This window comes from Microcoleus sp. CZ3-B2 (genome assembly GCF_036705055.1).
In the GTDB taxonomy this organism is placed as follows: Bacteria; Cyanobacteriota; Cyanobacteriia; order Cyanobacteriales; family Microcoleaceae; genus Microcoleus.
The window spans coordinates 17359-40289 of sequence record NZ_JAUBTN010000058.1 but is presented as its reverse complement, the minus strand read 5'-3'; the positions used below and the strand labels follow the sequence as shown (position 1 = coordinate 40289).

At 46.6% G+C, this 22931-nt stretch carries 19 protein-coding genes and 2 pseudogenes; 7 read left to right on the top strand and 14 right to left on the bottom strand.

Translation table 11 applies throughout. From position 1 onward, the window contains the following. Positions 1 to 383: 383 nt before the first annotated feature. Positions 384 to 1754: a thioredoxin-disulfide reductase gene (trxB, locus tag QUA97_RS21885; protein ID WP_194066603.1), complete on the bottom strand. Its 1371-nt coding sequence runs from the start codon at positions 1752 to 1754 to the stop codon at positions 384 to 386. A gap of 91 nt (positions 1755 to 1845) precedes the next feature. On the opposite strand from trxB, the gene QUA97_RS21880 reads away from it, so the two are divergent. Next, positions 1846 to 1980, top strand: coding sequence for a hypothetical protein (locus QUA97_RS21880; protein ID WP_255515817.1), 135 nt, complete (start codon positions 1846 to 1848; stop codon positions 1978 to 1980). Positions 1981 to 2479: 499 nt separating this feature from the next. Next, positions 2480 to 3499, top strand: a complete 1020-nt coding sequence (locus tag QUA97_RS21875) for a methyltransferase domain-containing protein (protein WP_228049825.1) — start codon at positions 2480 to 2482, stop codon at positions 3497 to 3499. A 114-nt stretch (positions 3500 to 3613) separates the two neighbouring features. On the opposite strand, the gene QUA97_RS21870 is transcribed toward QUA97_RS21875, so the two are convergent. From QUA97_RS21870 to QUA97_RS21860, 3 genes are all read right to left on the bottom strand, one after another. After that, complete coding sequence (locus QUA97_RS21870; RefSeq protein WP_194066604.1) at positions 3614 to 4534, bottom strand: hypothetical protein; 921 nt, start codon at positions 4532 to 4534, stop codon at positions 3614 to 3616. A 29-nt stretch (positions 4535 to 4563) separates the two neighbouring features. Next, positions 4564 to 5682: a GGDEF domain-containing protein gene (locus QUA97_RS21865; RefSeq protein WP_194066607.1), complete on the bottom strand. Its 1119-nt coding sequence runs from the start codon at positions 5680 to 5682 to the stop codon at positions 4564 to 4566. Between the two features lie 671 nt (positions 5683 to 6353). Next, positions 6354 to 6848 carry a DUF427 domain-containing protein gene (locus QUA97_RS21860; protein WP_194066609.1) on the bottom strand — a complete coding sequence of 165 codons (495 nt, stop codon included), beginning with the start codon at positions 6846 to 6848 and terminating at the stop codon, positions 6354 to 6356. A 959-nt stretch (positions 6849 to 7807) separates the two neighbouring features. Here QUA97_RS21860 and QUA97_RS21855 point away from each other — a divergent pair. Together QUA97_RS21855 and QUA97_RS21850 are read left to right on the top strand one after the other, a co-directional pair. Further along, positions 7808 to 9763 (top strand): cation:proton antiporter, encoded by a 1956-nt coding sequence (locus QUA97_RS21855; protein WP_333196010.1) that lies wholly within the window; start codon positions 7808 to 7810, stop codon positions 9761 to 9763. A 168-nt stretch (positions 9764 to 9931) separates the two neighbouring features. Next, on the top strand, positions 9932 to 10750 hold the full coding sequence (locus tag QUA97_RS21850; RefSeq protein ID WP_194066612.1) for a class I SAM-dependent methyltransferase: 819 nt from the start codon (positions 9932 to 9934) through the stop codon (positions 10748 to 10750). A 38-nt stretch (positions 10751 to 10788) separates the two neighbouring features. On the opposite strand, the gene QUA97_RS21845 is transcribed toward QUA97_RS21850, so the two are convergent. Beyond that, a complete protein-coding gene (locus tag QUA97_RS21845; protein ID WP_442922558.1) occupies positions 10789 to 11478 on the bottom strand; it encodes a Uma2 family endonuclease in 690 nt (229 codons plus the stop codon). 170 nt (positions 11479 to 11648) lie between these two features. Further along, a pseudogene (locus tag QUA97_RS21840) lies at positions 11649 to 12351 on the bottom strand (esterase/lipase family protein). Between the two features lie 250 nt (positions 12352 to 12601). On the opposite strand from QUA97_RS21840, the gene QUA97_RS21835 reads away from it, so the two are divergent. After that, on the top strand, positions 12602 to 13081 hold the full coding sequence (locus QUA97_RS21835) for an NUDIX domain-containing protein (RefSeq protein ID WP_194009867.1): 480 nt from the start codon (positions 12602 to 12604) through the stop codon (positions 13079 to 13081). Positions 13082 to 13290: 209 nt separating this feature from the next. Here the strand turns inward: QUA97_RS21835 and QUA97_RS21830 are convergent, their stop codons facing one another. Next, positions 13291 to 13599 (bottom strand): hypothetical protein, encoded by a 309-nt coding sequence (locus tag QUA97_RS21830; RefSeq protein ID WP_194066614.1) that lies wholly within the window; start codon positions 13597 to 13599, stop codon positions 13291 to 13293. 76 nt (positions 13600 to 13675) lie between these two features. Between QUA97_RS21830 and QUA97_RS21825 the strand changes: the two genes are divergently transcribed. Beyond that, the gene (locus QUA97_RS21825) at positions 13676 to 15409 is read left to right on the top strand and encodes a hypothetical protein (protein ID WP_194066615.1); all 1734 of its coding nucleotides are present in this window, start codon (positions 13676 to 13678) and stop codon (positions 15407 to 15409) included. A gap of 225 nt (positions 15410 to 15634) precedes the next feature. Here QUA97_RS21825 and QUA97_RS21820 read toward each other — a convergent pair. The 7 genes and pseudogenes from QUA97_RS21820 to QUA97_RS21790 form a co-directional block, all read right to left on the bottom strand. Then, positions 15635 to 15818 (bottom strand): annotated as a pseudogene (locus QUA97_RS21820) (IS1 family transposase); the annotation flags it as partial. Positions 15819 to 16634: 816 nt separating this feature from the next. After that, positions 16635 to 17216 (bottom strand): hypothetical protein, encoded by a 582-nt coding sequence (locus tag QUA97_RS21815; protein WP_194066616.1) that lies wholly within the window; start codon positions 17214 to 17216, stop codon positions 16635 to 16637. Positions 17217 to 17375: 159 nt separating this feature from the next. Beyond that, positions 17376 to 19214: a CHAT domain-containing protein gene (locus QUA97_RS21810; RefSeq protein ID WP_194066617.1), complete on the bottom strand. Its 1839-nt coding sequence runs from the start codon at positions 19212 to 19214 to the stop codon at positions 17376 to 17378. Positions 19215 to 19317: 103 nt separating this feature from the next. Beyond that, positions 19318 to 20457 carry a Gfo/Idh/MocA family protein gene (locus QUA97_RS21805; RefSeq protein WP_333196003.1) on the bottom strand — a complete coding sequence of 380 codons (1140 nt, stop codon included), beginning with the start codon at positions 20455 to 20457 and terminating at the stop codon, positions 19318 to 19320. A 253-nt stretch (positions 20458 to 20710) separates the two neighbouring features. Next, positions 20711 to 21670 (bottom strand): glutathione synthase, encoded by a 960-nt coding sequence (gene gshB / locus QUA97_RS21800; protein WP_194066618.1) that lies wholly within the window; start codon positions 21668 to 21670, stop codon positions 20711 to 20713. Positions 21671 to 21729: 59 nt separating this feature from the next. Further along, positions 21730 to 21990, bottom strand: a complete 261-nt coding sequence (gene grxC, locus QUA97_RS21795) for a glutaredoxin 3 (RefSeq protein ID WP_194011375.1) — start codon at positions 21988 to 21990, stop codon at positions 21730 to 21732. A gap of 183 nt (positions 21991 to 22173) precedes the next feature. Next, positions 22174 to 22584, bottom strand: coding sequence for a PEP-CTERM sorting domain-containing protein (locus QUA97_RS21790; RefSeq protein WP_194066619.1), 411 nt, complete (start codon positions 22582 to 22584; stop codon positions 22174 to 22176). Between the two features lie 199 nt (positions 22585 to 22783). Between QUA97_RS21790 and QUA97_RS21785 the strand changes: the two genes are divergently transcribed. Next, positions 22784 to 22924: a hypothetical protein gene (locus tag QUA97_RS21785; protein WP_333195999.1), complete on the top strand. Its 141-nt coding sequence runs from the start codon at positions 22784 to 22786 to the stop codon at positions 22922 to 22924. Positions 22925 to 22931 lie beyond the last annotated feature (7 nt).

The window sequence follows — 22931 nt, the reverse complement described above, 5'->3', positions numbered from 1 at the left end:
CATTAGTCATTAGTCATTAGTCATTAGTCATTAGTCATCAGTCATCAGTCATCAGTCATCAGTCATCAGTCATTAGTCATGTTTTGCTGTCGCCTCTGAGCTTTCCGTACAACGTCATCAGGAAGAGGGATGAAAGGGTTTTAGCAATTAAGAATTTTCTAAGTGTCGGGCGCGGTTGCCATAATTGCGATCGACAAATATGAGACTTTTCGATTTTAGTAGCACCTAGGCGAAAAAATCCGCAACAGTCAAAAATTCTCTCCCTTAGTCGCCGAATACTAACTACCCGCTGTGACTCAAGAAACCGGGTTTTTTTGTGGGTTATCGAGCTACAACAGGTATTTTCGTGAAAAACCCGGTTTCTGGAAACCCGCGAGTAAGTCCTACAAATTACTGGCAATTAGCTCGCGGTACTGACTTTTCGGCTTAACTCCTTTGAGTTCGACTACCAATTCTTTGTCTTTGAAATACTGAATCGTCGGCGTACCAGTCACGCCAGCATTTTCAGCAATTTCTGGATCTTCTTCAATGTCGATTTCCACATAGTGAATTTTGCCCTCGAACTCATCTACTACTTTGCTCAAAATCGGCTTGAGACTGTGACAAGGGCCACAAGTCGGAGCGGAGTATTTGACCACAATTAGTCGATCGCTATCGTGGAACAACTTCCGCAAAGCATAACCTCCTTCGTGGCGCGTGTCTGTGATATCAAAGTTCTCACTGGTTTTGCGTACTTTTTGAGCTTCCGGCGCAGAGGCTGGCTGCTCGGATTCCTCGGTTTGATGGAATTCCTGGGTTAAAGCATTGACCGAGAGCCAACGCTCTGCTAGCATCGCCCCCATGCAGCCGCTACCTGCTGCAGTAATGGCTTGGCGAAACTCGTGGTCTTGCACGTCGCCCACGGCGTAAACTCCCTCGACGCTAGTTTCTACTGTGCCGTGTTTGGTGGCGATGTAACCTATTTCGTCGAGTTCTAGCTGACCTTGGAACAGTTGAGTGTTGGGAGTGTGACCGATCGCGTAAAACAATCCCTTCACCTGCAAATCTGTTTCAGCGCCAGTCTCGACATTTCTAATTCTCAACCCATCCATTTTGCTTCCGGGCACTCCCAAAACATCTACAGCTTCGGTGTTCCAGTGCACGGTGATTTTGGGATTGCTCAGCACTCGGTCTTGCATGGCTTTGCTGGCGCGCATCCGATCGCGCCGCACCAGCATATGTACGTGAGAGCCGTATTTTGTCAAATAAATAGATTCTTCCGCTGCGGTATCGCCCGCGCCGATGACTGCTAAATCAACTCCTTTAAAAATTGGGGTAGCGCCGTCACAAATCGCACAGGCAGAAATGCCGTGGCTCCAAAATACGTGTTCGCTAGGCAGACCCAACCTTTTTGCTGTTGCGCCTGTAGCGATTACTATGGTGTGGGTTTTGATTTCTCGGTCTTCCGATCGCACTGTAAATGGACGATTCGTTAAATCAACAGAAATTACATCTTCGGTGTATAATTGAGCACCCCAGCGCACTGCTTGAGCTTTCATCCGATCCATCAGTTGCGGCCCGGTGATGCCTTCGGGAAAGCCGGGGAAGTTTTCGACTTCTGTGGTGGTCATCAGTTGACCGCCGGGAATGCCTCCGGTTTGGTAGCCTTCAAAGACTACGGGTTTGAGGTTGGCTCTCCCGGCGTAGATGGCTGCGGTGTAGCCTGCTGGGCCTGAGCCGATAATTACTAGGTTTTCTACAGTTTCGTTGGTCACAGTTATTTATTCAAACTCATAACGACTTCGTTTAACTCAATTTTAGCAGAGTTCTAGCTTGGGGCGATACCATTTGAGATTTGAGCTGGCAATGGCTAATTTTGTATTGGTTTGCAGCTTGCAAGCGAGTTGCATTATTTTTTCACTGGTTGGTTTTATTGTGCGATCGTACTTACTATTTTTCAAGGTCGATCGAGCTTCGCGACAACTTCCACCCGTTTCATAACCAAAGACAATCGAAAAGTCTATTTAGTTTTAAATGTTGTATCTAATTTGCCCCCTCAAATCTTAAGCAAATCTAAAGACCGCTCAACTTATTGACTTCATTCTCAATAATTTGACGTATTTACTTTGTTTGAGCTTTGTGGTACGATTTTCATAATCTGACAGTTTTTGTGACTGCTTTTACGTTTTTTGGCTGAAACCTTTTAAAATCGTCAAATCACTCTACTCTATTCATGCAATTACTTAAAGAATTTATGCAAAAAACGCATAATCGATAGATAAGAATTGTAACGAGATTTGGGGCTGATTTGACAAATAGCAGCTTTTGTGCAGTGCCAGGGCGCGGGGGCAAATTTGCATAAATCTGGGATTGATAAGTCAACCGCAGATATCAGCGGATAAACACACCAATCGAACAGATAATTTCAAAAATTGAGAGCGAATCGAGTTTTAACCTTGATGTAGGCGGGTAAAATACAGATAAAGTTTACTTTGGTGCGATGGATCAAACAAAATTATTGTTTGTTTGCAGCCGGAATAAGTGGAGAAGTTTGACTGCACAGAAGATATGCGAGAATGTTAGCGGCTTGAGTGTGCGATCGGCTGGAACGGAAAAAGGTGCCAGAATTAGAGTGACTGAGGGTTTGCTGGGTTGGGCAGATTTGATATTTGTGATGGAGAAGAAGCACGGCGATCGACTTGCTAGCAAGTTTCCCGCAAGTCTTAAAGGCAAAAAAGTTATTTGTCTGCAAATCGCCGATAATTACGAGTATATGGAACCGCAGTTGGTCGAAATTTTGCAGGCGAAACTCGGTTCGTATCTGGTGGAAATGTCAGACAGTAGGACAGGTTTTATGCAGCGCGTTCTAGAGCCGGAGGTTATGGATTCTTGGGAAGAAGCTGTTGAGTATGACTCGATGGATTTTACTGAGGTGAATGCGGCTTTTGCTAAAAGTGCGATCGAATTAGGGCCGATGTCTGGGAAAATCTTAGATGCTGGGACTGGTACGGCGAGAATCCCGATCGCCATTGCTCGAATCCGCCCTGCTTGGGAGTTGACTTGCATCGATATGTCGGCAAATATGCTGAAATTAGGACTGGAAAATGTGTCTGAGGCGAATGTGCGATCGCAAATTAATCTAGAATTAGTTGATGCTAAAGCTATGCCGTATCCAGACAGTTATTTTGATATGGTGATTTCTAACAGCATTATCCACCATTTGCCCGATCCGCTGCCGTTTTTGCGCGAAGTTCGGCGAGTCTTAAAACCAAATGGAGCAATATTTTTGCGGGATTTGTTCAGGCCTGAAGATGAAGCAATCAGGGATAATTTAGTTGAGATGTATGCGGGAGATTGCAACTCGCATCAAAAACAGTTATTCAGCGATTCGCTGCACGCGGCTTTTACTCTGGCTGAAATACAGACAATGATGGAAACTGCAGGATTGGAAGGTGTGAGGATTTATGAATCTTCGGACAGGCACTGGACGGCTGAGCGTGCTTGGTGCGAGACTTTGTAAACTGGGACGATCGGTTGCAAATATCTACTTTTGGGCAGGAAGAATTAGTATGATTGAACCGCGAAGACGCGAAGGACACGAAGGAAGAATAGGAAGAAAAAGCCAGAATCAGCGTTAGGGTAATGGAATTATGCGGCGCATGAGGTTTCCCCTAATGTCTTCATCCAACCACTCAAGTGCATCGGGTTCCCAGTAGGCAGTTGCTAGCGGCAACCAACCAAAAAAAGAGCCAAGTCCACCGCAAATGGAGCATCCGCCGTCTCCGCCTCGGACTGTATGTTTGTCGCTAATTACCTCGCCATCGTAAGGATTTTGAGCGATGTGGAGTCCGAAAAGGTTGGGCTGCAAGTGGAGTTTCCAGTCGGCTGCCTTGTCAGTTGGGTAGCAATCGCTAGGATTTAAGTCTCCCCAGCGAAATAGAGTGGTACTTCCGGCACCGCAAGCATACTCCCATTCGTCGAAAGTTAGCAAGCGCAGTCCTTCAGTCGCCAATTCAGTCGCGAGTTCTTCATGCGTTTTGCTCGTAATTTGCCAAGCCTCAATCGAGCCATCCTCAGCACGATCGAATCCGTATCTATCGTTACATATCATCCTCTGCCTGTCTGGAAACTCTTTTAATAAATTCTGGATTTTAAGTGACTCCGAACTAATTGCCTCAAGACCGATTTTTGTTGGTTTAATTTCTACAAGCATCGGCGAAAATGTCACCTTTCGAGGAGGTGTAGTGACGCTTTGGACGTAAGAGTATATATCTCGATCGATCTCATACACCTCGGCAGTATCTTGAAATGATTCAATTTGCTCGTCTGTCGGGCGAAAGTTGCCGACTTCGCATCCAATTTGAACCTCACCCCCTGGCATCAGAGAAAATAAAGCTCCTCCATACTCGAAAATGGCAATAGAGAGTTCGCTGCCACCATCAGGGTAAAATCGCAAACCTTTAAAAATTACTGACTGTGGCAGATGTGCTGCTAATTCCTGTGAGTAGCGATTTTTTTTTTCGTCGCTCAAGTTTTGCCATTCCTGCAATTCCATAAGCCAAAAGTTCCTGAACTCAACCTCTTCTACTTATCTAATTTGATATTACCTAAAATTGCCCGATCGCGCCCTCCGTCTTTAGCTTCATAAAGCGAACGATCGGCAGCTTCAATCAAATCTTTTTTGGAAATTTCCAGTTGAGGCACCGTACTCGACACTCCCAAACTTAGTGTAACACAACCAGAGTTGGGCGATTTAATATTTTTAATTTCAAGTTTTTTCACCCTGACTCGAATTTGCTCTGCAATCGTGACAGCCATTTCGGATGAAGTTCTAGGCAAAATTACCGCAAATTCTTCACCTCCGTAACGGGCCACCAGCGTCTCCCGCAAAACTTCCCCCGCTGAGAATTTTACCGCCTCAACAATAGTTTTGGCTACCTGTTGCAAACAAGCATCTCCCGCCTGATGTCCGTAAGTATCGTTGTATGTCTTAAAAAAGTCAATATCGCATAAAATTAAAGATAATTCTGCTGCTTCTTCTCCCAAACTTTGCCATTTTTTCTCTAAGTATTCATTAAAACATCGTCGGTTAGCAACCTGAGTTAAACCATCTGAATTTGCCAGGCGATATAATTCCAAATTAGCTGCTGTTAATTGAGAATTTGCTGCTTCTAACTCCGATTGCGTGACAGATAAATTATAATAAAGTTCGCTAATATACCAAGTAGCTTGTTGGTGGATTTGAGATAAAGCTATTAACACTTGATGCACGTCTAAAAGTCGGTAAACTTGAGGTTCTAACTGCACGACAATCGGTTCGTAAAGCTGTTCTGGCTGTCGCTGCACTGCTCGCTGAGCTGCCATGACAATTAGGGCGACTCCTGGTAAAATCAAAATATCGGTTTTAGCTATTTGATACAAAGCCACAATCGGTCGGCAAGCAAATATATCTACTCCGTAAGGGCGACTCATGCGTTCCATAAATCGCCGGCGAGATATCATTCCTAAAAATTCGCCATTTACGGTCAAGATAACTCCCGGAAGCAGCGGGTGAGACTGAAACAACCGAGATACATCTTTGGCAATACATGAATGTTGAACCTGAACATTAAATACAGCTAGATCTTTAAGAGTAGACTCTAAAGATAAATTTTTAGGTAGTTTTTCGGGTTCTAGGGGTGGCGTGATAAATTTAGCAAACACAGCGCATATCCAAAATCAACTATACAGCAGCAACAAACCTACTGTCAACATTTTTTCGAGATTAACTTAATATACTATAACTGGTTGTATTGTGAATTACAATAAAAAAAGGTCGCTTATCTCAGGAGTCTATTGATTCATTAATTGGTATTCATGTAATTGTATAACACTTAAATTATCGATCGTATTTAAATGTGAATTTTCACTGGAGAATATTAACCCCCATACTTTTCAAGAGTTGACAGTTGAGGGCGACTTCAGCCAGCGAATTTTTAGAATAGCGCAGCCCAACCAAGTCTTCGGGTTGACGAAAGGACAGTTACCCGATAGTCGATCGCTTTTGAAATTTCCTGCGAGGGAAATTAATTTGGGAGCATCTCCTGCATCGCAAAAAGGATTTTTTTTACAGTGCGAGCGTCCCCGCTCGCACTACAAATGCAAAACACCAGATGCACCCAATTAATTGTTTCTTTCGCCTGACAATGAGAAGGCTTTCAACCATTTTTTTTGGCAAAAACTAGGTTGTTGGCACCACTATAGCGGTTCTCAAGCGTGGTGAGGATAGCCCTGCGCGGCCCAATGCCCTGCGCGGGCCAATGCCCTGCGCGGCCCAATCCCTCCGCTTCGCTCCGCCCAATGCCCTGCGCGGCCCAAACTCAAAACTAATTCTCTCACCAACCCCAAGTTCCCATTCCTCCCTTAAACGGGCCGACAATATCTTTAGTAATCCAACCGCCGTAAAAATCTCCTGGTTGAGCTTGTACTAATTCTCCGTCCACATAACAGGCATCCATCTTGCTAGGATAAAAAGCCACATAATCTTTAATAGCTGCAAAAACCTGATTGGGTTCGGGATAAAACCAAGCAGCATTTACTACTTCCTTTTCTCCCACCGTCACAGTGTAATAACCTGCTTGTCCCTTCCACTCGCACCATGAGCCCCGTGAAGTTTTGTGCAAATATTGCATTTGGATATCCTCGGGGGAGATATAGTAGACTGGAGGGTGACTTGTCTCCAACACCCGCTGAGGATGTCGCGTGTCGGCGATCGTCACTTCATTAAAAATAATCTGTACGTGTTTGGTCAATTCCTCAAGGCGAGGGGGACGAGGGTAATCCCAAACAGACTCTTGACCAATGCCAGGTTCTATGCGATCGAAGTTCACTTGCACAATCTCCCCTGCAAAAAAAATAATTAGGGACTGAGCGCTATCAAGCTAGTCCTAGTCCAAATAGTGCCTTAATTTGACTGCAAAGTCAAGTTTTTACCTCTATTTTAGGATGCTTTACTCAACAATTGCGGACAAAGGCTTTAGCTCAAAACACTAATTTTTGATTATATAGATTTCAGTAAACTCGATCGCGGTTTCGCAGACCAAGACAAAACTTTAGATTAGCTGCGACACAAAAATATCTGCGTCCATCAGTGTTAATCGGCTTGAAATCTGCGGTTCATCCATCAATCATTTTTTTTTGCAACTCAAGCCTGCTGTCCCAATTATCCGATTTAACCGATATATAGCTTTCAAGCGTTGAAAAAACAGAGATCGAACCATTTTTTCAGAGTACCCAATTCCTAACTATAGCCTTTTTTAAGAAGGTCAGAAGTCAGTCGATTTTAGATGCTTCGGCTTGCTTCGGCTACCTTCAACTAAGCTCAGGACAAGACGCTGACTCACAAGTTGCGAGCGTACAAGTTTTAGATTTTAGATTTTAGATTGGGGGATTGAGGGATTGAGGGATTGAGGGATGGCTGGCTGGATGCCTCATTTTTTTCTAGAACTGCTATACCAATCAATCTTATTTGTGCGAGGTACAGATTGGGAATTAGTAATTCTCAGCAATTATCAAATATTTGCCGAATTATGACCTCATTTTAGCCATTGAGCCAAAAAGCCTTCAACTTTCAGCCTTTGGGAATCTACTTTCAGAAGGGGCTACTGGCATCTTTGACGCTAAGAGAATTATCTGATAAAGTTATAGCGAATATTAAGGTTTTTTAATCTTATTAGCAAAAATCTAGGGTCGTGCCGAGTTTGTAGCGGCGCAAAATCTAGCGCCTGTAATCACATAACCCCCGATCGCACTTTGAAAACGGATAGGACAGCCTGTCATAATTAGATCTATGGAAACCCCCTTTAACATCACCCTGTTGATGGTCATGACCGTCACCTGTGGCATCAGCGCTCAAGTTCTGGCCGCTTATCTGAAAGTTCCGGCGATCGTATTTTTGCTGCTGTTCGGCATTTTAGCAGGCCCGGATTGCTTGGGAATCCTGCATCCGAGTCTGTTGGGAAACGGCTTGGAAGTTATGGTATCCCTTTGCGTAGCCTTAATTCTGTTTGAAGGCGGCTTGAATTTAGAATTGCGAGACTTGGGCAAAGTTTCTGGAAGCATCCGCAATTTAGTTACTTTCGGCACTTTGATTACGCTAATTGGTGGCGGAATGGCAGCGCACTGGCTGGGGGAATTTCCCTGGTCGATCGCCTTTCTGTATGCTTCTCTAGTAGTCGTCACAGGCCCGACAGTCATCGGCCCTTTGCTCAAACAAGTATCCGTTGACAAAAAAGTCGCCGCCTTGCTAGAAGGCGAAGGTGTTTTAGTCGATCCCGTTGGGGCAATTCTGGCAGTATTGGTACTGAACGTGGTTTTAAACGGCAATACCGACTTGCTGATTTTGTTCAGAGATTTAATGGTGCGGCTTGGTATTGGCACAGTTATCGGAGTTACCGGAGGTTGGCTGCTAGGCCTCATTCTCAAACGAGCGAAATTCCTGTCAGAAGACCTCAAAAATTTAGTAGTTTTAGCCGGTTTGTGGGGATTATTCGCCATTTCAGAACAAATCACCAGTGAATCGGGACTGATGGCGGCCGTACTATCGGGCATAGTGCTCAGAGCCGCTTCAGTGCCGGAAGAAAGGCTGCTGAGGAGGTTTAAAGGTCAGCTCACAGTCCTCTCTATATCCGTACTTTTCGTGCTGCTGGCGGCGGATTTATCCCTCGAAAGTGTGGTCGCCCTCGGTTGGGGGAGTGTGTTTACAGTTTTAGCTTTAATGTGGATAGTGAGACCGATTAACATTTGGCTTTGCACCATCAACAGCGGGCTAAACTGGAGGCAAAAATTATTTGCTTGTTGGGTAGCGCCGAGGGGAATTATTTCCGCTTCAATCGCCTCTTTATTTGCAATTTTGCTCACCCAGCGAGGAGTCACCGGCGGCGATTCAATTAAAGCCTTAGTTTTCCTCACAATCATTATCACAGTTTTTTTACAGGGATTGACTGCAGGCCCGATCGCTAAAATTTTGGACATCACCTTAAAATCAGCTACCGGTGCCATGATTGTGGGATCAAATCCTTTGAGCAGATTAATTGCTCGCTTGTTTCAAGAACGCGGAGAATCTGTCGCCATTATCGACACTGACCCGGAAGCTTGCGAACAAGCAGAAAAAGCAGGTTTGCGAGTGTTTTTAAGCAGTGCTCTGGATCACAGCATTTTAGAAGAAGCTGGACTTGATTCGATGGGAACTTTTTTGGCAATGACTAACAACGGTGAAGTAAACTTAGTGTTAGCTCAACGAGCAGCCGAGGAATTTGCACCGCCGAGGGTTTTAGCAATGTTTCCCAAAGATCCGCAGGCAAATATGCCCGCAAATCAGAATAAAATCAATCAAGCTTTTGTCTCCGATTTGCCGCTGAAGGATTGGAATGAATATTTGAACAACAGCGAAGTAAAATTGGGAGAAACCGAGTTAAGAAGTGAGGGATTGAAGTTTCAGATTGCTCACTTGGAAGCTTTGGTGCAAGGCGGGGAATTAGCGCCGTTGCTAGTGGAAAGACAGGGATACTTGCAAGTAGTGTCTGCAGCCCAAATTTGGGAAGCGGGCGATCGAATTATTTATTTGCTGCACGATCCAACACCGAAATTGCTAAAAAGATTATCTGGTGGGTCGCAGTCTCGATTAACTTTAGAAAAGCATCAGGTAGTAGAGGAAGTGCCGATTCCCGATCCGGTTTTAGAGCCTGTTTTGAAAGAAGCGGCAATCGTAAAAGAGGCTGAAATTTTGCCGCCAGTTTCGCGTTAGGGGCATTAACCTAAGACTTCGATCGATAGAACAACCGCAAATGTGAGGCAGATGCAACACTGATTAACGCAGATAATTTAAAGATGGTTTGTGACTTTTAAGCTAAGCGAAGTTTCATCTGTCTTACCTGCGCTAAAATGCTGTAGAAGCAAGAAGAAGGAAAATTTTATGCTAGGAGAAGGTTCGTATCAAGCAAACACGTACAATCTGGAATTTGAGGGAGAAATCCAGCGGTTAAAAGCTCAAGTTCTCCTCAGTTGGGAAAAGGAAGCGCGCAATTTAAAGTGGTTCGGTTTGGACGACGGGATGAATGTTTTGGAAGCGGGTAGCGGGCCGGGATTTTTCACGGAAAAGTTGTTAGAATTGCTGCCAAATAGTTCGATAACAGCGGTAGAAATTGACCCCGCACTGCAGGAAAAAGCAGTAGAATATTTGCACCTTAAAGGGGGCGATCGAGTAAATTACGTGCAAGCGTCGGTGGCGGATACTGGCTTACCTGCTAACTCTTTTGATTTTGCGATCGCCCGTTTGCTATTCGTCCACCTCCCCGAGCCCGTCGCAGCAGCTAGAGAAATATTCCGCATCTTGAAGCCTGGGGGAAAACTGGTGATTGTCGATAGCGACGCGGATCTGTTTTGGCTGACAAATCCACCCATGTCAGTCGAGATTGTCAGGGAGAAATTTAAGCAGGTGATAGCTTGTCGGGGCGGCGATTTGTCGATCGGGCGAAATCTGTGCCGCATTCTCCAAGAAGCTGGGTTTGGTAGCATCAATTTAGAAGCGGTTGTCAGCCATAGCGATATCATAGGAATTGAAGCGTTTCAACCTTTGCTGGACTCCGGGCCTATTTTACAAATGGTCAAACAAGGGTTGATTTCCGAGTCGGAAATAGAAAGCTATCTGGTTTCGCGGGATAAATTTTTAGCTGAGGGCGATCGATCGATGATGAGTTTTTGGTTGATGGCTTGCGGAGAAAAAAATAAATAGACATCTCGAATAACTCTCCAGCTTCCTCCCAGCAATGACTAAGGACTAATGACCAATGACTCTAAAAAACTCTGATGTTCGGCTGTGGTCAATCCCTGCTGCAAAACCTCCAACACCCTCGCCAAATTCCCAGCTAACAAAGCATACTTGTCCAACCGCAAACCCGGAAATACTTCCGAACAAATTATCCCTTCAGCATTAGGTTCAAGCTGCACGTATTCCCCATCCCTCAACTTAAACCAATTTAATTCACAATTATAAACCAGCCAAACTACGTATTCTTGTACTCCGTTGCGGCGGTAGACTCGGAGTTTTTCGTGCAAATCGTAGGAAGCGCTGCTGGCGGCAATTTCAACAATTAATTCCGGTGCACCTTCAACATAATCATCATCGCTGATGTGCGATCGACCTCCCGTATCAATTCTCAACAAAGCATCCGGCTGAGGTTCATTATCCGCATCCAAGCGCACAGTCGCATTGTCCCCCAATTCCACCCCAAGTGTAGCAGCCTCGTAAGTCCCCAGCCAAGTCATAATATGAGCGTGGGGCTTCCCGTGACTTCTGAATCTTAAAGGTGATGCCATATAAACCATTCCTTCAATCAATTCAGCTTTTTTTAGTTCCGGCATTGCGCTGTAACGGCGCTCGAATTCAGCGCGGCTGAGCCGATCGCCATTTTCCAAAGGAAGTACAGTTAAAAGAGGATTGAGCAATCGCGGGCGTGCCATCATAATAGTTACAGTTCAATAAAAAATTAAGCAAACATAGCATCGCGGGGAGCGAGTTTCGTAGCAAAAAACTCACTCCCAAGATAAATTCTAACCAAATCTTCCGCTTCTTCCTTCGCGTCCTAGCGCTGACGCGCGGCGAAAGCCTAAAGCGCCTTCGCGGTTCGTTTCTACCGCAAATATCCAATCCAAGCCGACAGAACCTCCGGCGAACCGTACCACTTCCCCGGAGAACGAGGCGAATGCCACACTCCCTCCAACACCAAATTTTCGGCCCCCTCCAAATGAGCAGCTTCCACCGGCGTAATTCCATCGCCCCAAGTTTCGCCCTTCCCCACAGTCAACTCATAACTTTTATAAGCCAGCCAAGTTCCCAAACCGGGCTGCCCAAAAACAGCCTTCCCAGCAGCGCACACCTAGCGCACCTGCGGGTGAAAAGCTCCCGGATAGTGCATTTTGACAAAATCTAGATTTTTGCGCGTCCAGCACTCTTGAGAGATTTGTGGCGTGCCTAAACAGATTAAAGTATTGACAGATGAGTGAGCTTCCCACAAACCCGCGTCTTCAAGCACGTCCCCGTGAATGGTGTAAGGCTTTTCGCCCAAATAGATGCGAGAAATCCATCCGCCGGCGGAATGACCGATGAGATTGATCTGTTGGCAGCCGTATTGTTGTAACATTTGTTTGACCGCCCGATTGAGCTGCCGCAAAATAGGCACCATCGACTGCCCCCCAAAAGTCGGCAACCAATCTCGCTTGCAAGCGAGGTACTGTTACAGTTGGAAAACCTCGATCGACTAGAGATTTTTCTAATTCCCGATAGTCCGAAGCAGCAGCAAAATATCCAGGCAAAATCACAGTTGGTAATGACACAATAGATTTTAGATTTTAGATTTTAGATTTTAGGATTGGTGGCCAATCGATTATCGATTTTAGATTATTCGATTGCTGGTGCGGGGGTGGTAGGATTTGAGATTTGAGATTTGAGATTTGAGATTATTGGATTGGTGGCCAGGGGATGCTACGATATGTTTTTCAAGTTCACAAACGCTTGAAAAAGCACTCTTTGGATGGCTAACACCTGTCGCTGGTTAAACTTTTTGCTTGGGGAATATCTACTTCTATGGCTCGCGAGCCGATTCCAACATTGTATTTTACCCTAGTTGTCGTTCACTTAGAAGACCGTTTTCTACTGGTACAAGAGCGCAAGTACGATCGGCAGTGGTATCTCCCAGCAGGGCGGGTGGAAAAAGGGGAGACTTTGCTCGATGCCGCTGTTCGCAATACCGTCCAAGAAGCGGGCATTTCTGTGATCGTGGAAGGAATTCTCAGGGTAGAGCATACGGTGATGCCTAGGGGGAACGTGCGCCTCCGAGTCATTTTTGTGGCTCGTCCTGAAGATAAAACACCGCCTAAGAGCAAGCCGGACGAGTATACTTTGTGTGCTGGTTGGTATTCTCTCAAAGAATTAGACCAGTTGTCGCTGCGGGGAGAGGAAGTTCGGGAGATGTTTCAGTATCTGGCAAGCGGGGCTCCTATTTATCCGATCGACTTGCTGAGCATCGAGGGAGCTCCTTTTAAAACTTACCGCTATCGCTGGTGAATCGAGGCAGTAGTTTTGAGATTCCAGCTAAGTAAGTCGGTGGGGAAAAACACAACTGTGTTAAGAAAGATAAATGAGGCTAAAACCCCAATCCCTCCTGCATTCTGTCTCCTGACTCCTGCCTCATCCCAACTACAAATATTTACGCCTTTCTACTTACAGCCCCGAATTTTGAGTTGTGAGTTTTTGTGATGGCGTTTCCAATTCGGTTACGCCGATCGATCTGTGCGAGCGATCGTGTTTAATTGGTTCAGCCCACAACAGGGGTATGACCACAGCGCAGTCTGTGCCATCACCTCCAGCAGCAATAGTTCTATGAATCCGCCAGATGGCCTGATGCCCCGAATACGATTCTCAGCAATAACTGAGAAACCCGGTACAGCATCCAGCCTCCTGCCTAAAAACAGCGGAATCGTCATCAAAGTCGATCGGGCAATTTCAATGCCGACCGTGCTAAAATTATACCTTTGAATTCCAGAACAACCGCTTTTAAATCGGTCAAAATAAAAAAATATCAACTAATAACTATTAACCTCCTATTCCAAATTATCAATTCCCAAATTACCAGTTACCAATTACTTATTCCCTATGGTCATGACAGACTCTTCGTCCCTAGCCAACACCCTTTCTGAACCGGTGCGCCAACCTTTTTGGTGGGCAGCCCTAGCCTCTGTCGGCGTTCACGGAATCCTCGGAGTAGGTGCCCCGACGATTTCAAACTTAATGAATGGTGGAAATTCCTCAAACAAAAATATCCCCGGTTCCGTCGGCTTCGTACAATTAACTCCGGCCCAAGCGGGGCGCTTGCCACAAACTATACCACCAAAGCCCTCCAATACACCGTTTTCCCTCGTCGCCCCTGTTCCTGTTCCCCTCACGCCCAAGTTAGCCCCGCCTTTACCCCCCGCACCTCCAAGCATTAACTTGCCCGCCATGCCTCCGGGAATGCCCCCTCCAGGGTTCTTTTCCCCTCTCCCTCCCTCTCTCGGGCCCTTAACAGCCCCAACAGCCCCAACAGCCCCGCCGCTTCCCAAAACTCCAGCCCCAACTCTCAAAATCCCCTCCCCCACAACACCCACTATCCTGCCGCCACTGCCTCCCGGCAGTGTAATTTTTCCACCATTGCCCGGTAATTTCGATCGCAATATCCCAGCGCCACCATCGCTGACAGAAGCGCCCCAGCTTCCCGGCGGGCCCTCGGAAGACGAGGCAGAAACGCTCAAAAAAATCATAGGTAGTAGAGGCGGACTGCCACTATTTCCAGACGGTGCTCCAGTCTTCACGCCCGAATTTCCAATTGCCGGCAGGAATTCGGGAATCGAGGGAGGGCCAAAATTGACTCAAAAAGATCCGAATAAAAGGAATCTGATTGCAGAAACTCCCGAAGAAAGACTCAGGAGGCAACAATTTGACCAGGGACAGCAACAGCTAGAACAGCAGGGAGTTCCCGGTTCAAACTTGCCCCGCGACAGAGAGACACAGCTTGCTGCTGCAAATACCTATGTTGGTTTGTTTGAGAAATTCAAAAAAGCTTATCCCGACTTGGAAATGACCGGGCCTACTCCTGTGGATGTGGCTTATCCTGCTGCTGCTTGCTCGCAAAAACTCGAAGGAGTCGCAGTTTTTGGAGCAGTTGTCAGCCCTCAAGGTTTGCTCAAAGCCGAGCCACAGGCGATCGTCCCCACGGGTTACAGTATTCTAGACAACACGGCTAAAACTGCGATTATCAACCCAGCTCTGACATTTCCAGCATCCAGCACGCACAAGCTTTACCAGGTAGCTGTCGCATTTAAATACGACGAAAAAATTTGCCGCGGCATTCCTGTAACGCCATCCACCGCCCCAGCCAGCCCCCGACCAACAGGCCAGCAGCCGCCAGCCCTAGCGCCGACACAACCGAGTCCGACAAGCCAGCCATCCCCAGCACCTGCGGAAGTCAAACCCCAGTTTGAGAAGCCACCCGCCGGTCCAAACAAACCGCAACCAGGTTCAAAACAGTCGCCGCCGGCACCTGCGCCCGCCGCCAAACCGTCGCCCTCGCCTCAACCGAAACCATCCGGCGAAGTGTCGCCGTCGCCGCAACCTGCTCCGTCGCCGGAAGCTGCGCCTTCTCCCGCCGAAGTGTCGCCGTCTCCTGCTCCTGCTCCCTCACCGGAAGCCTCGCCCTCACCGGAAGCTGCGCCTTCTCCCGCCGAAGCCTCGCCCTCACCGGAAGCTGCGCCTGCTCCCGCCGAAGCCTCGCCATCGCCGGAAGCTGCTCCGTCGCCGTCGCCGGAAGCTGCGCCTTCTCCCGCCGAAGTGTCGCCTTCTCCTCCTACCGAAAATTAATTGTTTGTGACTAATTGGGAATCGGTAATTGGGAATTACAGCACTTCCCGATGTTATGAGGTGCAATAGAATCGACTAAAAATAATGGTTATTCCTTACTTGGTATGCTAAGGTACTCGCGGAAAAATAAAATACCAGTTAAAATGGGATAATCGTGATATCCCATTTTTGTCAAGTTTCATAACTTGCCATTCCCATAAAGGTAATCCTGCATAGCAAGGAAAATTAAGGACTTTCATTAATACATAAACTGGCGTTATACTCATGAATAAAATGCCAAAGAGCTGCCAATATGATTGGAGAGTTTTTTAGAGAATGAAATATTTTTTCTCACCAATCGAGATATTCTTTGTCTCATCGTATTATTAAATCTTTCTATATGGTTTGTCAGACCAGTCTCATTTCCTACTTTCTTGTATATTTTCTGAGAAAAAATCTGACCTAGGCATTCCAAAATTCTGTATAATATCGTTTCCGGTAGCATCGTCAGGTGATTTAACCGGCGCTAGGGCGCAGAGAACACAGAGGAAGACAAGAGAGAGATGAATACAGAACTATGAAGCGCGGATTTGATCTGACTCGATTTTATAATTCCGATGCTACCGGATTTGATATAACTTACGGCACATTGACCATAAACGGGTGGCAAAGAATCCCATAATCCTTGAGCGCCAGCTCGATCTTTTTTGCCAATATATACTCCTACAATTTATGAATATTGAGGCATCAATGGCAAGCCCAATCTACTGCTTATTATCCTTATTACCTACAAATGACAACATTTCATCACATTGAATTGTTAGCTTCCCCTTTTTTTTGACTTCACTTCTACTTGTCTTTTTACAGTTCCTAATTTTTTATAAACATATAGTATTGCAACCACCGTTCCGAAACCCCAGTCGCCCTCACAATCCCAGCCAGAGATATAGCGGTTCTCACAAAAGTGAGAACCGCTATATAAAGTTTACACCGCCAACCCAGAAAACCCGTTTTTACACGATTTGTAGCTAAAAACGCAGATTTTTCGTAAAAAAACCAGGTTGATGACCGCCCGTGTATCAGTTCTAATCAAGTCTAAAAATTGAATAGGATTGCTATATCAAACTATAGCAATCCAGGTGTTTTAACAACTAGACAAATTTAACATCTAACTCAAGGTAGATTAATTTTATATTAATTTGAAAAATTATGGCGATCGCAGTATAAAAACCCAACCGTGAAAAAACTAATCAGAAATTTCTAATTGCGAAATTGCATAGCGGGCGACAGTCAAACCAACTCTCGCCTGTTCTATTTCCGACAATTGCGCCCAAGGTCTTTTAGTCTCCACAACCGCTTCCACCCCGGACGAATCACCCTCTCGCATGGCATAAGCCAAAGGACGCGCCAACACCTGCAAATCTTCCTCAGCCCACTGAGGCAAAATATTTAACACGCACTCTACCATTTGGTCAGCTAAAGATTGATACTTCACAGTTGCATTTTGGACGCTTTGAGCGATGCGGGTCAAAAAATCTTCAGGAACGCCAGCAAATTTATCGCCCAAAGACTTTTGCAGGGCGCTAGAAAGCCAAACTTGTTCTAATTGCGCGAATAAAACTCCCGACTTCAGGGCAATATCGCTGTCGCTGAAAGAGTCAGACAGTGAAAATTCCTGCTCTAAATCCGCCCAATAAGATTCTGATTCAAGCTGTGCCGGATTCCAGGGATAGGCAACATCAGTCTGAACAATTGTGGCGAGCAGTTCCATTTCGGCCTGAGAAAGCGAGTCGCGAAAATATTGAGAATCGGGAGATTGGGTAGCCATGATGTAATACCTAAGTGCTTCAAGGAAAGTACAGAAAGTGGATTCTACTAAGTGATAGTTGCGAGCGGCCTGCGGTGAGTAACTCTTTTAACTTCAGACTTGAGACTTAACGCTCAGAAGTTTGCTGTTTCGATCGCATTCATTAACTACACCCGCACCTTAATTGGTTCCGCAATCAGTCTCACTGTAGCCCGAACTTTTTGGAACCTCAATAGTAAACTCAAAAATCTGACCTTGAGAACTGCCAAATTTTAGCTGAGTGCCCGATTGCAACAGCAGTTCTTGGTGGTGAACTCTCACCCATCCCTGGGCCCCCAAAACTAAAGTCCCGTAACGAGAAAAATCGCGCAAAAAGTAGCTAGGTTCTTCCCGGCTATCTCTGATGCTGTTGCGGCAGAAAATCTCGGCGTGTTTCTGAGAAACCCACTGTTCTCGAATCACTACGTCGTTTTCTTCCCAGCGTCCGACTCGAACCATCCCGGCGCAAATCTGCCAAACCTGATTGGTTGATTCGGTGGATTTGACATTGGGTCGATCGCGCCCCCGCAAGTAAGCACAAGACGGCAAACGTCCCAGCCAAGTAGAAGAATTTAAAGGCAATTCCGTTTTCAGGTCATCTACCGGCTCAGTCAGTTCACCGTCAAACTCTGGGTGCATATACAGCACCGGCAGCGTCCAAGCCGGTTGATTGAACTTGTAAAGCGTCAGTAGCTGCTGTCTGGCGACGGCGACGGCCCGATCGACCGACATCCGCCCGGCCAAAGCTCGAGCAAAAGTTTGGATAAAACTTAGGGCCTCGCGATCGGCGATCGAGTCCCGCATCCCCAACACCGCCGGCACCCCGTGATGGATCAGTACCTCAGCCAAACTGCTGCGGGCGATGGCCTGTTGCTGGCCGTTATTGGAGTGCTGCCTCTCCACCGCCGGCTGAGCTCCCCAACAGGCATTAAACACTGCCAGAGTCACGCGACACCGAACTAAAACCTGAGCCAGTTCAGTACCGTTCATCGTCGTGTCCGGCGCCAAAAACAGCAAGCCGCCGTCAGGCCCCGGTATCCCGTGGCCCGAGTAGAACAGAATGTTATAAGCTTGCGTTTCCAGCCGAGAAATTAGTTCGGCCGGAGTAGGTTCGATCAAAGTATCAACGCGAGTCGGAACGCTAATATCGAAATATTTGTCGCTGTCGTCGGTTTGAAAAGCACTTTCAAGAACCCCAGCGAGGGCGAGTGCTTCAGCTTCCAACTGCAAATGACGGTTATTGCTCGTAGAAAATTCAGCATTAGCACCGCGGCCTGGTTCTGCTTGTCCCAAAACTAGCAAAATGTTCAGCGACTCGGCAGGACGCAGGGGCGGCAAAGGCTCGACATTGCTGGTAGTGCGGCTGAACAGCAATTGCTGCGACAGAGAAATTGCCGGTTGACCGGCTTGAGGCTGCATAATTTCCCAAGGCAAAGCAATTAAATAGGGTTCGCGCAAATCTATGCGAACCCGCAGGGGTAGATTTTGCCCGATCGCGATACCTTTACTTTCCTGCAGACTGCCCTGAATCGGCCCTTCAAACAGCCACCGCCAAAGATCGATTCCCAAATGCTGCATCAGGCGGCTGCTGTAGCTTGCAGGTGGCTGCTGCTGGTTCGGCTCGCCCCTGTCGCCCCACCCCCCTTGACCGAGCTGAAGCGACACAGAGGGGAGCGGTGGAGGTAGTTGTAGCGACTTAGGAGTTCGTTTTTCAGTTTCTGCAAGTATATTCTGGTTGTTTTCCGGCGAAACGAAACTGCCATCTGGATGTAGGGGCAATTCGTGAATTGTCCCGGAGGGGGAAAACATTTCCTGCCAAGCTTTCCAGGATTGGGAGAGGGTATCGGGCCACATACAGTCGTGGTGAACGTACCCGCTGGGATAGGGAGCTTGTAGAACCCAGGTGGCAAAATGGTTTGCCCCAGCGGTTCTCAGGCGAGCGATCGCTATACTGAGGCAAGGACTTTCAGGGCGCGCCATCTTACGACTCTGGATATAAGGGGTGATCGAGTTTATCTATATCGTAGTTTATCGGGTTTGGGGCGCGATCGAGTGGGAGAGATTACTTTGTGAGTTTTTAATTTTACTTACTGCCCAAAAATTTATCTAAATTCGGTACATCCACCCAAGTTCCCGTAGCATTTGACTCCTGAGTCAAATCCATCAACAACTGCGAGTAAACTCCTTCTTTGAGCGACGGTATCAAAGATTTCCCCGCATCTATTGCTTCTACCCACCTATCCACTACTCGAATAAACGGTGCAATTCTCCCGTCTGGATAAACTTGAGGAAACTCCCATCTTTGAGGAATCTTAATTTCAGCTAAAGGTTCTCCAGCTTGGGAACCCCACAAACGAAATCCGTGGACGTAATCCTGCTGATTGTCGCTTCCCAATACCAAAGTACCCTTACTCCCGTAAATTTCGACCCAATGTCCCCGCCCTTGATAAGTAACGGAACTCAAACAAACTTGACAAGGCGTTCCCCCGGCCAATTCCAACATCAACGTGCAAGAATCATCAGCATCAACAGGTTTTAAATTTCCCGAATCCTTCGGATCTGGTCGCGCCGAAATTCCTGTAATCAATTGCCCAGAAAGCCTCTGCACGGGCCCGAACAGCCAGCTAAGATAATCAAAAACGTGGGAACCTGTCGCCCCCAAAACTCCGCCACCTAGCTCTTTTTGCGCGTACCAATTCCAAGGGCGAGCAGCATCAGCGCGCCCAGACACCAACCAATCAATCTTAATTAAACGGTTTTCTCCTACATATCCTGCTGCTAATAATTCTGCTAGCATTTGCCATGCGGGGATGAAGCGAAACTCAAAGTCCATTGTGGCAATTGCTCTCGAACCACTGTTGTTAACATTAGTTTGAGATTCGCTGTTTGTTAATCGGTAAAGTTCCCTGGCTTCATAAGCTGTGAGGGCTGTCGGTTTTTCTAATAATAAATGTTTGCCTGCTTGCAAGACGGTTTTTGCCATTTCAAAATGCAAAAATGGCGGGGTGGAAATGCTGACTCCCGCTACTTCTGGGATGGCTGCTATATCTGCGATCGAGTTACAAGCATAGGGGATGTTGTGGGTGCTGGCGATCGCCTGAGCTTTGTCTAAATTCCGGTGGTAAACAGCCACAACCTCTGTCCGGTGGTGTGCCTGGAATCCGGGAAGGTGCACTTTTTGACCGAAACCTGTACCGACTATTGCAACGCCAATTTTTGACATGATTTAATAATTGTTGACTGTTGACTGTTGACTGTTGGCTGTTGACTGTTAACTGTTGACTGTTGACTGTTGACTGTTGACTGTTGACTGTTGACTGTTGTTAGTTGTTAGTTGTTAGTTGTTAGTTGTTAGTTGTTAGTTGTTATTAGCTGCAACCAATAACCAATAACCAATAACCAATAACCAATAACCAATAACCAATAACCAATAACCAATAACTAATAACTAATGACTGATGACTACTGACTACTGACTAATGACTAACTACCCATTCAATTACTTGTTTGCCCAAACTAACGCCGTCAAGCAAGTCAATTTCTCTGATCCCTGTAGGGCTGGTGACATTAACTTCGGTGAGATAACCGCCAATGATATCAATGCCAACAAAGTACAGTCCGTCCCGTTGCAGTACCGGTGCTAAGTCAGCGCAAATTTGATATTCGCGATCGGTAATTTCTGTTTGTGCGACTCGGCCGCCGACGGCCATGTTGCCACGAAATTCGTTGCCGGTGGGAATGCGGTTGACAGCGCCGATGGGCTTGCCGTTTAAGAGGATGATTCGTTTATCTCCGTCTTTTGCTGCGGGCAGATATGTCTGAATCATCACTGGGATTTGCCCTTGTTGAGTGCTGATTTCGACTAGGGAGTTGAGATTGCGATCGCCCGCTTCCAATAACAAAATCCCTTCGCCAGCTTTCCCACCTAATGGTTTAAGAACTGCCGCTCCTTTTTTCTCAACAAATTGCCTAATTACCCTCTTATTTTGAGAAACAATTGTTTCGGGGATCGAGTTCTCAAATTGCAAAGCATACATTTTTTCATTGGCTGCGCGCAATCCTTTGGGGCTGTTAACTACCAAAGTTTTCGCGGGATCGATGCCGTCTAGAAGGTAAGTAGCGTAAAGGTAAGGAATATTGACAGGGGGGTCTGTCCGCATAAATACTGCGTCCATTGCTTCGAGAGGCCCGAAAGTAGGCTGTTCTACTTCGTACCACACCTGAGCTGCTTCCCAGCGTCCCTCTACGATTTTTACAGGGGTTAGGGCTACCCGGTTGAGGGTAGCCCAGGTTTTGCCGTCGATGACGCTTAATTCGTTGGCTTGAGTCGCCCAAACTTCGTGACCCAACTCTTGAGCGGCTTCCATCAGCGCTACGCTGGTATCGTGTCCTGGAATTAGTCGCGCGAGGGAATCGATGATGAATGCAAATTTCATTGTTCAGTTGGCACTTATGAATTGGTTTGAGGAAAATTTGGTAAGCGATGGACTAATGTTTATTTTGCCAGCAGCGGGTCGAGTTGGCCGCGAGCATCGAGTGCGTGGAGTTCGTCGCAGCCGCCTATGTGTTGGTCGTTAATGAAGATTTGGGGCAGGGTGCGGCCTCCCTTGGCTCGATCGCTCATTTTGTCCCGTGCTGCTGCATCTCCATCGATCGCGTACTCTGTAAAATCTACCCCTTTTCGCTTCAGCAGTGCTTTGGCCCGAATGCAAAACGGGCAGGTTCTCCAAGTGTAAATTTCTACTTTAGGGGTCATCGGGCGCTCAAACAATAACAATATTTTTTTATTGTAATCTTAACCAATCTTATTTTTATATAGTTGTAGCCAGCGACCTGTAATGTTATTATTTATACAACTTTTTTTAAATTTGTCTAAAAATACCAAAATATCCGCCCTTCTTGAAACGGAGAGATTTTGACAATTAGCAGCACGATCGGTCTATCGTGACTGACCGACCTGCTTGTTTCGTTTTCTGCCGGAACCGATGATTCCTGCGCCTGTCACTAGGAGTGCTACCACAGTGCCCGGTTCTGGGATAGATGTTGCTGCTCTCTGCGGGGTGGCGTTGTTGGTGTATATTTTTGTGAAGTTCAGCGATTGTGCCGGCGGTGGGTCTGGCGATTTCTCTACCGCGTCTGATGCTTGTGTCCCAGAGCGCAGAGACTCTATGGATGGGCTTGATGGTGGTGTCGGGCTTGGGGAATTGTCAGGGCTACAGGCGCTTGAAAAGTTTCCCGGCCCGCACACATCTACCTGTGCTACACCCGGAGGGGCGGCAGCCAAATAGAAGAACCCTGTTGCCATTGTGGCAGAGAGTCCGATTGCTAGTTTTGCCAGTGGCGTACACATAACTATTTAGTTAAAAAGTGGTAAAATCGGAAATTAGAAATAGTGCTAGAGATGAGCGTTGCGGGGTTGGTAAGGATTTTAGAGTTATTACAATAGATGGATGCTTTTGTCGCGCCCGTATAGTATAGTATAGCGCTTGGGGAGGTCGCCCAAACACTTTAATAATCTTATTTTCTTACACCTTGAGGTCGAGAACTTCGTGGTTGGCACTAGGTTACTTAGTGCTTTGGAGGAAGCGATCGAGCAACATCTTCTGGCAACATCTCCACCACCAGCAGTTACAGTCATTAACAAAGAGTGTTGTTACCAGTACCGCCACCTCCTGAAATTAATTATTTAACTCCTCG